Below are 12,120 nucleotides of genomic sequence, written 5' to 3' on the forward strand. Positions count from 1 at the left end.
GTCGCCCAGCTGCAGGAGAGCGGCATCAACGACCTCAACCCGGAAGCGGGCGAGCAGGTCGGCTGGCCACAGTTCCAGGACGCGGTCCGGGCCGCGGTGGAGACCTTGCCCCCGGACCGGCGGATCGGGGCCCTGGTGTTCGCCTCGAACTACGCCGAGGCGAGCGCGGTGCGGCTGGGCCGTGGTCTGCCGCCGGCCTACAGCGGGCACAACGCGTACGCGTTCTGGCCGCCGCCCGCCTCGGCCGGCGGCCCGGTGATCCTGACCGGCTTCTCCCCCGGCGACGCGACCAGCCGGCACTTCACGGGCTGCCGGCCGGCGGGCCGGGTGGACACCGGGTACGGGCTGGCCAACGACGAGCAGGGCGCGCCGCTGCAGGTGTGCGACGGCCCGGCCGGCAGCTGGGACGCGGTCTGGCCGTCGCTCATCCACTACGACTAGCGACTCGTACCGGCCGCTGCCGGGAAGGCGCAGCGGGTGAGCTCCTCGGAGATCTCCCAGATGCGGCGGGCGTCGTCCTCGCTGCGCAGCCGTGAATAGAGGTCCTGCTCGGCGGGCGCGCCGCCCAGGTGGCCGAATCCGCTGGGGCCGTAGAACCGGCCGCCGGCGTCCGGGGTCGTCGCGGCCAGCAGGGCCGGCAGCGGAGCCGTCTCCAGGGTGCCGACGATGAGGCCGCGGGCGGACAGGGCCCGGATGATCCGGACGCCGGCGGTGTCGCGGGCCCGCCCGAGCTCGGGGCGGGCGGCCAGCAGGCTGGTGGGCGCGATGCCCGGGTGGGCCAGGTTGCTGGAGATCCCCCAGCCCGCGGCCCGGCTGCGCCGGTCCAGCTCGAGCCCGAACAGGCCGAAGGCGATCTTCGACTGGCTGTACGCGCGCCCGCCGCGGTACGACCGTTGCCAGTTCAGGTCGTCCCAGTTGATGGCATTCTGGTTCGCGGCGATGCTGATCTGGGCGGTGACCCGCGCGTGCCCGGCGCGCAGCAGGGGCAGCAGGTGCGAGACGAGCGCGAAGTGGCCGAGGTGGTTGCTGCCGAACTGGAGCTCGAACCCGTCGGCGGTGCTCTGCCGGTCGGGCGGGGTCATCACGCCGGCGTTGTTGACCAGGAGGTGGATCGGGCGGTCCTCGCCGCGCAGCGTGGCGCCCAGCGCGGCGACCGAGTCCAGCGATGACAGGTCGAGGTCCCGCAGGGAGACCGCGGCCCGCGGGTGCTGCTGCCTGATCCGCGCGACGGCCGCTTCGCCCTTGCGCCGGTTGCGGACGGGCAGGACGACCTCGGCCCCGGCCCCGGCGAGCCGGGTGGCCAGGCCGAGACCGACGCCGTCGCTCGCCCCGGTGACGACCGCGAGCTTTCCGGAGAGGTCAGGAACGGAAATGGTCGATGAGGTACGTGACATGAACTCAGGATGCGGGTCCGGAACCGGCTTATCCACGGCCTGTCAGTCCGAGGCTGGGCCCGCCGATCCGCGGTACAACGAAGCAGGACCACCGACCCCGGAGGAACTCGGCGAGACGCTGCGGCAGAACCCGCTCGGTGTCGCCCTCACCGGCGACCTGACCCGCTACCGCGGCCCGGCCCGCAGCATCGGCTACCGGTGGTTCACCGATCCGGCCTACCGGACGCGGTACCACCCCGACGACCACGACCTGCATTCGCGGGTCTTCGCCTCGGGCCTGCGCAAGGTGGTCACCGTACGGGGGCCGCAGTCGTGGGCCGCGCACCTCCAGCACCTGCTGCTCGAACGCAGCGAGGAGTTCCGCGCCGCGTGGCACGACCACGAGATCGGCGTCGGGTATCAGCACGTCAAGCGCTTCGAGCACCCCGCGGTCGGCTCCCTCGAAGTCCTCTGTCAGGCGCTGCTCGACCCCGACCAGTCGCATTCCCTGCTGGTCTACACCGCCGTGCCGGGCAGCGAGAGCTACGACAAGCTCCAGCTGCTGTCGGTCATCGCCCGCAGCAGCTCCATCGGCGAGTGGCGGAGACATAGCGGCCAGGCCGCCCATGTCTGGCCCGCGGGCCGGGAAGTACTCGATCTCCTGGTGAACCAGCGGCGTCGTGGCTGCCGCCCTCCAGCTCGACCCGTCCGGTCGACGGCGCTGGCTACTCGTTGTGCAGCACAGTGGCGATGGTGGCCCGGGCCGCCGACCGGGCCGGCAGGAAGGCGCCGAGCGCCGCGAGGGCGACGCCGGCCAGGGCCAGCGAGGCGAGTGTCACCGGGCCGTAGACATGCACCATGCGGGCGGGAAAGGCGACCTGGGCCGCTCGGGCCATGGCCGGCATGACGAGGTGGTGGGCCAGCACCCCCAGCGGAATGCCGAGCAGACCCCCGGCTGCCCCGAGCGCCGCCATGGAGGTGACGACCATCGTGGTGACCTGGCGTGGTGTCATCCCGATCGACTTGAGCATGCCCAGGTCACGGCGTCGTTCCCGGGTGTTGAGCACAGCCGTGTTGAAGACGCCCAGCGCGGCGACGGAACCGAGCATGAGCGTCAGCAACGTGACGGTGAGCAGGATGATCGCGATGAACGAATCGGCGTCATCGGTCGAGACGGCGTCCAGACCGGGGGCGGCCGCCCGGACGGCAGCCAGGTAGGAGTCGGCGTCAGTGCCGGGCCGCAGCTTGATCTCGTACGCGTCGGGGGCGGTCCCGGGTGCCACCTGTGCCAGGGTCGGCCAGGTGGACAGGACCAGGCCGGCGGAGTTGAGCAGGACCTTGCCGACGATGCGGACCCGCGTACGACGGCCGTCTCGTTCCAGCAGGAACGTGTCGCCGACGGCGTACCCGTGCTGGACCAGGAACCGGTGCGAGACGGCGACCTCGCCGGCCGCGGTCGGCAACCGGCCGCTCAGCGCCTGGTAGCCGAGGTCTCGAAGGTCACCGCGGTAGAACCGGACCATGCTCGGCTCGGTGGCGCCGCCCAGCCGCAGGAGCAGGCCCGCGCTCGCGGTCAGCCCGGCTGTGCCCGGCAGCGAGCGCAGCGTCTGCTCGGGGTCGGCCTGACCGGGCGGTGCCTGCACCTCGACCTGGACGGCGTCCCCGCGGTTCTGGGCCTTCTGGTACGCCGTCACGGTGCCGGCCAGACCGATCGCGAACGTCACGCTGCTCACGCCGAGGACCACGGCGGCCGCCGTCAGGGCGCTGCGCGCGGGACGGGCGAACGGCAGGCCCAGGCCGAGGCTGACCGGGCGGGGCAGCCGGGTGCCGCCGAGCCAGTGCTGGATCCGGCGGGCGCGTCCGGTGTGCTGGGCGCTGCCCGCGCTGATGGCCTCCGATGCGGACAGCCGGCGGGCCCGCAGGGCGGGCAGCAGCGCGGACAGGGCGACGACGGACGGCATCCCGATCAGGGACGCGAGAGTCACCCACCACGCGACGCCCGGCGCGCTGCTGCCGTAGTTCTGGAACGCGCGGCTCAGCAGCGGTGTCGCCAGGACGTTGCCCAGCACCGTGCCGGCCACGCAGCCCACCACAGCGGGCACCGAGACCATCGTCAGATACACCGCCAGCACCTGCCCCGGCGTGAACCCGAGTGCTTTGAGCACGCCGATGTGGCGGATCCCGGCCACGACCGCACCGCTGATCACATTGGCGACGATGAGGACGGACACGGCCAGGCCGAGGATCCCGAACACGATGAGGAACGGTACGAACGTGCCGGGTTCGGCGGCCGCCCACGCTTTGAGAGTCAGATAGGACTGCGTGCCGAGCAGCGCGCCCGCCGGCAGACCGGCTGTCACGGCTTTCTCAGCCGATGCCAGCTGGGCCGACGTTCCTGCCTGCGCGAAGCGGTACAGCATCTGCGTGGTCGCCGGATGGAACTCCCCGACCTGGTCCGGGGTGGCCCAGGCGTCCGCGGATCCGCTGACCGTGTAGGCGAATCCCACCACGGTCAGCTTGCGACCGCCGGACACCGAGACCTGCTCGCCGAGGCGCGCTTCGGCGGGCGCGGCCGGGTTCTGGTTCAGCACGATCTCGCCGGGACCGCTCACCCATCGGCCGTCCCACAGATTCAGCCGGTCGACAGCGCCGCCGGGATCGGCGCGGCCGGCCACAGCCAGCGGGAACGCCAGCCGTCGACCCTCGAAGACGACATCGACAGTGGCGACCGCGAACGGTCCGGCCACGGCCTCGGTGACCGGCTGCCCGGCCGCCCGGACGAGCTCGGCGTCCGGCACCGCGGCGCGGTCGAACATCGCGACCAGGTGCGCTCCCTGCTGCCGGGCGTACGCCTGGTCGAACGGCCCTGAGGAGGCCGCCAGCAAGCCGAGCGCCACCTCGATCATCGTGGTGGACAGCCCGACCGACACCCCGATGATCACAGTCTGCAGGCGGCGTCGCCGTACCGCGGCCCGGGCGACCCGCCAGACGGCGCTCATGGCGTGTGCTCCAGGGTGCGCTCGCCGGCGATGCGGCCGTCGACGACCTCGACCACCCGGCTCGCGCATCGGGTGGCGAGCCGTTCGTCGTGCGTGACCAGCAGCAGGGTCTGACCGAGCTGATTGAGGTCGAGCAGCAGATCCATCACCTGCTCGCCGGCCCGGCTGTCCAACGCGCCGGTCGGCTCGTCGGCCAGCAGCAACGCGGGGCGGTTCATCAGGGCCCGGGCCACCGCCACCCGCTGCCGTTCACCGCCGCTGAGGGCAGCCGGATAGATGTTGCGGCGGTCGGCGATGCCCAGTTCCTCCAGCAGTTCCAGTGCCCTCGACCGGGCTTGCTTCGGTGCGGTGCCGGTCAGCTGGGCGGCCAGCGCCACGTTGTCCAGGGTGGGCAGATCGTCCAGCAGATTGAAGAACTGGAAGATCATGCCGATCCGGCGGCGGCGGACCAGCGCCCGGCCCGCCTCGTTCAGTGCTCCGAGGTCCTCGCCGTGCACGGTGACCGTGCCCGAGGTGGGGCGGTCCAGACCGGCAACCATGTTGAGCAGCGTCGACTTGCCCGACCCGGACGGGCCCATCACCGCGACGGCCTCACCGGCCCGGATCTGCAGCGTGATACCGGCCAGTGCGGTCGTATCGCCGTACTCCTTGCGCACGTCCTGCAGCTGCACCACGACGGCGCCGTCATCTGTCATGCCGGCAGTCTCGCAATGCCGCGCCGCGCGGGGCATCCCACCGGAAGCGTATTCGGCGGGCCGGGTAGTCCCACAGATGTACGGTGCACCGACCAGGAGATGACGCGAACTGCCGGTGATTCTGCGAAGGTGACCTCATGTGGGCCTGCGGCACAAGCTGGTTGATCGCCGCGCTGGCACTGTCGTGCGGGGCCACGGGCCGGCTGGCCGTCGCCCTGCGGCGGGAACGCCACCAGCGTCGCGCCGCGCTGGAGCAGCGCAGCTGGTTCCTGGAGCGCGAACGAGAAAACGCCGCGGCCACGGCCGTCGACGCGGAACGCACCCGCATCGCGCGGGAGTTGCACGACATCGTCAGCCACACCGTCAGTCTGATGGTCGTGCAGGCCGGCGCGGCCCGCGAAGCACTCGCCTCGATGCCGGATCAGGCAGCGGAGGCCCTGGCCTCGGTGGAGGACGCCGGCCGTGGCGCCATGACCGAACTCCGGCACCTGCTGGGCCTGCTCGCGCCCGCCGCCGACGGCAGCGACGAGGACGAAGGCCTCGACCCGCAACCCAGCCTGAGCCGCCTCAGCCCCTTGATCGACCGGATCTCGTTCGCCGGCCTGCCGGTGGAGGTTCGCATTTCCGGCGACCCGCGTCCGCTGCCGGCCGGCATCGACGTGACCGCCTACCGGATCGTGCAGGAGGCCCTCACCAACGCCCTCAAACACGGCGACCGGGGCCGGGCCGAGGTGACCATCCGCTACGCCGAACACGCGTTGCGCGTCGAGGTGCTCAGCACCGGGCCGCCCGGGCCGAACGGCAACCGCCCGGAAGGGACCGGACGAGGACTGCTCGGACTGCGGGAGCGGGTCGCCGTCTACGGCGGCGACCTCGACGCCCGGCGACGCCTCGGCGGCGGCTACCGGGTCCGGGCCCGCCTTCCGCTGGAGCGGCCGTGACCGGTCCCCGGGTGCTCATCGCCGACGACCAGGCCCTGGTGCGGGCCGGGTTCCGCCTGATCCTCACCGTGCACGACATCGAGGTCGTCGGTGAGGCCGCCGACGGCGCCGAAGCGGTCACCGCCGCCCGGAATCTGCGCCCCGATGTCATCCTCATGGACGTGCGCATGCCCGCCGTGAACGGCATCGAAGCCACCCGGCAGATTCTGGCGACCTCCCCCGGCACCCGCGTGATCATGCTGACCACCTTCGACCTCGACCGCTACGTCTACGCGGCGCTGGCCGCCGGCGCGAGCGGCTTCCTGCTCAAGGACGTGACCCCGGCTCACCTGGCCGCCGCCGTACGCCTGATCGGCACCGGCGACGCCCTGCTCGCCCCCTCGATCACGCGACGGCTGGTCGAACGCTTCGCCGCCGACGACGGCGTCCCGGCCCTGCACCGCGACCTCGGCCCGCTCACCGCCCGCGAGCTCGACGTGCTCACGCTGATGGGCCGTGGCCTGTCCAACGCCGAGGTCGCCGACACGCTCACGCTCAGCGAGGCCACCGTGAAGACCCATGTGACCCGCATCTTCGCCAAGCTCGACCTGCGCGACCGGGCGCAGGCGGTCGTGCTCGCGTACGAGACGGGGCTGGTCGTGCCGGGCGGGACCGACCGGTCCTGAGCGAGGTCACGGCTGCGCGGCGGACGGCTCGGCCGCTGGCTCGATGGCGCACAGGCGTACCTGCGCCCTCCGCTCCTCAGCTCGGATCGAGTCGTCGAGGCCAGGCCCGCTTTCCGACGGTGGCTCTCAGGAAGCCGGAGATGTGGCCCCGGGCCGGTAGATGTCCGGTTCCAGGTAGATGACCTTGGCGGTCGGCACTGCGGCCCGGACCCGCGCTTCGGCGTCGTCGATGGTCGCGGCGATCTCCGCGGCGTCGTCATCGACGCCGATGGCGATCTTCGCCGCCAGCAGCAGCTCCTCCGGGCCCAGATGCATGGTCCGCAGATGGATGATGCGGTCCACGCCCGGTGCGGCGAGCAGCGCCTGCTCGATGGCGGCGAGCTGCTCCGGTACGGCCGACTCGCCGATGATCAGGCTCTTGGTCTCCACGGCCAGCAACACCGCGACGGTGACCAGCAGCGCGCCGATGCACAAGGTCGAGATGCCGTCGAACACGCCGTTGCCGGTGATCACACTCGCCACCACGCCGATCAGGGCGAACAGCAGACCCAGCAGCGCGCCGCTGTCCTCCAGCAGGATCACCGGCAGCTCGGGGCTGCGGGTACGGCGCACGAACCGCAGCCAGCTGCGGTCACCCCGGGTGCGGTTGGCCTCCCCCACCGCGGTACGCAGCGCGTAGCCCTCCAGAACGGCCGCGAGCAGCAGCACCACCACCGCGACCAGCGGCGACTCCAGCGGATGGGGGTCGATGACCTTGTGATAGCCCTCGTACAGCGCGTACAGGCCGCCGAGGCTGAACAAGACGATGGCGACCAGGAACGCGTACACGTACCGCTCCCGGGCGTATCCGAACGGGTGCAGCGCCGACGCCGGCCGGCGCGCCCGGCGCCCGCCGATCAGCAGCAGCACCTGATTCGCCGAGTCGGCCACCGAATGCACGCCCTCGGCCAGCATCGACGCGGACCCGGTGATGGCGGCGGCCACGAACTTCGAGACCCCGATCGCCAGGTTCGCCCCCAGAGCTGTCACGACGGCCCTGGTGCTGCCCTCACTCGCCATCGGTCACCATCTCATCCCATGCATGATCAACAGTGTCCCATCTCCGGAGGGGTGCCCATGGTGACGTGATCCGAACCGGTATGAGGTTTGATCGGCACCTCCATGCGGGAACCCGGTGCCTGCCCACCCCGCATCGAGGAGCTGACGTGGAAGTAACCGGGATCATCACCGCGATCATCATCGGCCTCATCATCGGCGCGCTCGGGCGCCTGGTCGTACCGGGTAAGCAGAACATCCCGATCTGGCTCACCCTGGTCATCGGTGTCGTTGCCGCCATCATCGGCACGTTCATCGCCTCCGCCCTCGGCGTCGACGACACCGGCGGCATCGACTGGATCGAGTTGCTCATCCAGGTCGTGGTCGCCGCCGTCGGCGTCAGCCTGGTTGCCGGGCTCTACGGCCGCAACCGCCGCTGACTGTCGCGTTCCGCCGGTGCCCGCCCACAATGTTGTGGGCGGGCACCGTTGCGCCCGGCGACTCCCACCCACGGTGGCGCGCAGTTCCCTGCCCTCTGCCAACGGTCCGACAGAGACATCTTTGCGAGCATCCCAACCCGGCGCCGACACGCTAGCGTCGAGCACGCAGAGACATTGCTCTATCGCTCGGGGAGGTCAGATGAACATTCGCAGGCGGACTTCAACCGCCGCGGCCGGCGCACTGATCACGATTGCGGCTCTCGCGGTAACCAGCACGGCGGCGACCGCCGCCCCTCCGTCGCAGGCGCCGGTCCAGGCGCCCGCCCCCGGAGGCGTCACCCACGAGGAGAACCCCAGGGTTCCGGAGGGTGCGGTGTGGACGGAGGCCTACTTCCCGTCCGCTGACCGCAGCGGCGCCGAGCTCCACGCCGACGTCCTCCGGCCGGCCAACCTGCCGGCCCACGCCCGGACCCCGGTGATCCTGGCCGTCGGCCCCTACTTCAGCCATGCGGGCCAGACCGGGCCGCAGGGCTGGGACCGGACCGGTCCCTCCGACCGCTTCGCGGACTTCACCAGCGGTACGGACCTGTTCGACCGCGGCTACACGTACGTGATGGTCGACCTGCGCGGCTTCGGCGGCAGCACCGGCTGCCTCGACTGGGTCGGCCCCGGTGAGCAGGCCGACGTCAAGGCCGCGATCCAGTGGGCGGCCTCCCAGCGGTGGTCGACCGGCAAGGTCGGCATGTACGGCAAGTCGTACGACGCGGTGACCGGCCTGGTCGGCAACAACCTGCGCCTCGGCGCGCTGAAGGCCGTCGTCGCCCAGGAACCGGTCTGGAACATGTACAACTACCTGTTCAGCAACGGTGTCCCCCGGCCCAACGTGACCGCCACGCCGGACGCCTACAACAGCATCGCCACGATCGAGCCGCTGCCCGACGACACCGGGCGCTACCAGGCCAACGCCGCCTACGAGAGCGCCCACCCCGAGTGCCTGGCCGACAACCTCACGAACAACAACAACCCCGACCTCGGCTCGCGGTACTGGCGCGCCCGCAACCTCGCGGCGCAGGCCAAGGGCACGAGCACCCCGCTGTTCGTCACCCAGGGCTTCATCGAGAACAACACCAAGCCGGAGGACATGGAGGAGTACCTCGACAACCACCGCGGCGTGGAGCGGGGCTGGCTGGGGCAGTGGGAGCACGTACGCGGCAACGAGACCAATCAGCAGGGGCAGCTGCTCATGGGCCGCGCCGGCTTCTTCGCCGAGGTCATGCGCTTCTACGACCGCTACCTGAAGGGCATCAGGCCGTCGGTCCAGGACCCCGCGTACGCCATCGAGGACAACACCGGCGCGTGGCGGGCCCAGCCGACCTGGCCGACCCCGTCGTCGTACACCGCGGCCCGCCTGTCCGACGGGCAGTACGTCGACGACGGCGTCGCCTCGACACTGGCCGCACCGGCCGCTCCCACCGGCCAGCAGTGGGACATGGAGCACGCCACGGACCCGGCCCCGCCCGCCACGAGAAGCCTCGCGCCGATGCCGGCGGCCGCGGACGCCCACAGCTACTTCAGCTGGTCCACGCCGGTCAGGTCCCGGGTGCGGATCACCGCCACACCGCGGATCACGCTGCACGCCGGTGCGCCGGGCAACGTCATGGTGCGGCTGTGGGACGTCGCCCCGGACGGGACCGCGGTGATGTTCGACGAGAACGTCTCGCTGATCGCCCGGGCCGGCCGGGTGGCGTTCGACCTGAAATCCACCGACTGGACCTTGGCGGCAGGTCATCAGCTGGGCGTCCAGGTCGGCACGATCGGCAGTGGAAGCTGGCTCGACACGCCGTCCGGCAACACGATCCGGATCAGCCGGGCCCGGCTGGACCTGGCCCTGCAGAATCCCCGCTACGACGTGCCGACCCAGGGCGACCGGTCCCCGTTCCTCGACACCTACCTGAGGCAGTACACCCGCACGCTCACCGGCGTGGGTGAGGGCACCTTCCCGCTCACCGTGCCCAACCGGCACTGAACGACCTGTGACCAGGAGAGTGTGGACCACCCGAGCCGTGTCGGTCCCGGGTGGTCCACGCTCGACTGCTCCAAGTGACGCCTATCGACGCCTCGGCAAATCGTCGAACGCGCCCAGAGCGACCGCGTGCGTCACGAAGTCAGCCGCGTTGGCGGCGGCCGCGCCGGGCTCGTAGTACCTGTCGCGGTCCACACCCCAGTCGGAGATCGCTTTGACGACGATCCACGGGACGTCGGCATCGGCGGCGGCCGCGTAGAGACCGTGCCCCTCCATCTCGCCGCCGAGGGCGCGGCTGTGGTCCCGCTTCAGCTGGTCGCGGCGTTCCCGGGAGTCGAACAGCGTCTGCGCCGACAGCAGCGTGCCGAACCAGACCCTGGCGGTGTCCCAGTCGGTCGACGCCGCTCGCAGCCGGCTCACGATCGCGGACCTGGTGCTCACCCGGTCGCCGAAGAGCTCGGTGTGGTCCTCGTGCTCGATCCGCCGGTCGAGGTCCTCGATCGTGGTGGCGACGATGACGTCGGTGAGCCGCTGGGGCGACTTCCAGTCCTCGCGGAGCCCATAGCAGATGCCCACCATGATGACGAGGTCCGGCTGCCACTGCCGGATGGCCTCGGTGGCGGTGGACTGCGCGCCGCCGGGGCCGCCGGCGCCCGGCCGGGCGCACTGGGCGAGGCCCAGCGTGGTCGGGCCGATGGCGCCCAGGTCGTAGGTGACCACTTCGCCGGTGAACGGCCGTACGGGCTCCTGCCCGGTGACGGGACGGACGGCGCGCAGCACCGCGTCGCGCTCGGTGTCCGTGACGGTCAGCAGCAGGACCCGGGTATTGGGCAGGTCCGTGGCCAGGGCCCGGAAGTCGGCGAGCATGCCCTGGTGCCGGTTGATCGCGAACCGGGCGGAGGCCCAGGTGACGGCGATGGTCATCAGCCCGACCACACTGAGCAGCCAGCCCAGGATCTGCGTCGGCAGGGTGGCGGAGGTGACGCCGGGGGTGCTCTGCCACACCAGCCGCCAGGCCAGCCACTGCAACGCGGTCAGATAGGTCGCGGGCCGCCCGTCGCACGAGGTGCCGCAGGCCTGGGCCTCGATCGAGGCGACGAACAGGGCGAGGACCGCGACGATGACGGCCACGCCGCCGATCCAGATGAAGAAGAATCCGCCGCCGGCCTTCACCGGCTCACGGTACGCGGTGACCGGTCCGAGCGGCCGGCGCAGCGCCACCCGGCTGTCCGCGCCGTACGGCAGGAGCATCCTCGCGGCCACGACCCGGCGCATCGCTCGCGTGCTCACGCCCCGGGTGAGGCAGACCAGCACCTCGCGCACCCGGCCCTCCCCGACCTCCAGCCCGTTGGCCTGGGCCGCCGCACCGGCCTGGCGCCTCACCAGGTCCTCCATCCGGGAGGAGGCCAGCCGCAGCAGCGGGGTGCCGTCGCCCGGGCCGGCGTGGTGACACAGTGGCATCGACCAGTTGAAGCCCGGCAGCGACTCGGCCGCCAGCTCGTCCGCGGCCGGGCCGACGAACGCCTTTCGCAGCCACGCCGACTCGTTCACCACCTGGGCGCACATGAACACGGCGACGTAGACCATCGCGGACAACGCCAGTCCGACGATCACCAGCGACGGTCGCGTGTCAGTCACGACCGACCCGAGCGCCAGCGTGGCCGCCAGCACGAGCGCGAGCGCCGGCGGCACCGCGAACACCAGCAGGTCCCAGCGCCGGTCGATCAGCCGGAGCAGCCGGAGACCGAAGCCACCGCGCGCTGCCGGTGGCAGGCGCATGAACTGCGGACGTTCCAGCAGTGCGAAGCTCTCCGGTCCGAGCCGCACCAGCCGGTTCTCGGCGTCCGCCACGCGGAGCACGACGCTCAGCGGCCCGCGCGAGCGGACGATCCCGAGGACGCTGCGCGGCCGGGCGACCCGGATCGCCTCCCGGCCGAGCTCAGCCGCCC

8 protein-coding genes and 3 pseudogenes are annotated in these 12,120 nt (G+C 71.7%); 6 read left to right on the top strand and 5 right to left on the bottom strand.

Going from position 1 to position 12,120, the window contains the following annotated elements; all coding sequences use genetic code 11:
* Positions 1 to 441: pseudogene (locus tag AB0C29_RS14745) on the top strand (hypothetical protein); the annotation flags it as partial.
* On the opposite strand, the gene AB0C29_RS14750 reads toward AB0C29_RS14745, so the two are convergent.
* Positions 438 to 1,394: an SDR family oxidoreductase gene (locus tag AB0C29_RS14750; RefSeq protein WP_360820300.1), complete on the bottom strand. Its 957-nt coding sequence runs from the start codon at positions 1,392 to 1,394 to the stop codon at positions 438 to 440. The pseudogene AB0C29_RS14745 and the gene AB0C29_RS14750 overlap by 4 nt on opposite strands.
* Here AB0C29_RS14750 and AB0C29_RS14755 point away from each other — a divergent pair.
* A pseudogene (locus tag AB0C29_RS14755) lies at positions 1,393 to 1,878 on the top strand (hypothetical protein); the annotation flags it as partial. The gene AB0C29_RS14750 and the pseudogene AB0C29_RS14755 overlap by 2 nt on opposite strands.
* Positions 1,879 to 2,098: 220 nt before the next feature.
* Here AB0C29_RS14755 and AB0C29_RS14760 read toward each other — a convergent pair.
* Both AB0C29_RS14760 and AB0C29_RS14765 read right to left on the bottom strand, forming a co-directional pair.
* Entirely contained in the window at positions 2,099 to 4,372 is a 2,274-nt protein-coding gene (locus AB0C29_RS14760; RefSeq protein ID WP_360820302.1) for an ABC transporter permease, read from the bottom strand.
* Entirely contained in the window at positions 4,369 to 5,067 is a 699-nt protein-coding gene (locus tag AB0C29_RS14765; protein WP_360820305.1) for an ABC transporter ATP-binding protein, read from the bottom strand. Before AB0C29_RS14765 ends, AB0C29_RS14760 begins: the two co-directional genes overlap by 4 nt.
* 137 nt (positions 5,068 to 5,204) lie before the next feature.
* On the opposite strand from AB0C29_RS14765, the gene AB0C29_RS14770 reads away from it, so the two are divergent.
* Positions 5,205 to 6,008, top strand: a complete 804-nt coding sequence (locus tag AB0C29_RS14770) for a histidine kinase (protein ID WP_360820308.1) — start codon at positions 5,205 to 5,207, stop codon at positions 6,006 to 6,008.
* The gene (locus tag AB0C29_RS14775; RefSeq protein ID WP_360820311.1) at positions 6,005 to 6,673 is read left to right on the top strand and encodes a response regulator transcription factor; all 669 of its coding nucleotides are present in this window, start codon (positions 6,005 to 6,007) and stop codon (positions 6,671 to 6,673) included. Before AB0C29_RS14770 ends, AB0C29_RS14775 begins: the two co-directional genes overlap by 4 nt.
* A 126-nt stretch (positions 6,674 to 6,799) precedes the next feature.
* Here the strand turns inward: AB0C29_RS14775 and AB0C29_RS14780 are convergent, their stop codons facing one another.
* Positions 6,800 to 7,732, bottom strand: coding sequence for a cation diffusion facilitator family transporter (locus tag AB0C29_RS14780; RefSeq protein WP_360820313.1), 933 nt, complete (start codon positions 7,730 to 7,732; stop codon positions 6,800 to 6,802).
* A gap of 146 nt (positions 7,733 to 7,878) precedes the next feature.
* Here AB0C29_RS14780 and AB0C29_RS14785 point away from each other — a divergent pair, with 146 nt between their 5' ends.
* Positions 7,879 to 8,148, top strand: coding sequence for a GlsB/YeaQ/YmgE family stress response membrane protein (locus tag AB0C29_RS14785; RefSeq protein WP_360820316.1), 270 nt, complete (start codon positions 7,879 to 7,881; stop codon positions 8,146 to 8,148).
* Positions 8,149 to 8,347: 199 nt separating this feature from the next.
* Positions 8,348 to 10,174, top strand: coding sequence for a CocE/NonD family hydrolase (locus AB0C29_RS14790; protein ID WP_360820319.1), 1,827 nt, complete (start codon positions 8,348 to 8,350; stop codon positions 10,172 to 10,174).
* Positions 10,175 to 10,255: 81 nt separating this feature from the next.
* Here AB0C29_RS14790 and AB0C29_RS14795 read toward each other — a convergent pair.
* Positions 10,256 to 12,120, bottom strand: a pseudogene (locus AB0C29_RS14795) (hypothetical protein); the annotation flags it as partial.

The sequence above is a fragment of the Actinoplanes sp. NPDC048791 genome, from assembly GCF_040650095.1.
Taxonomy (GTDB): Bacteria; Actinomycetota; Actinomycetes; order Mycobacteriales; family Micromonosporaceae; genus Actinoplanes.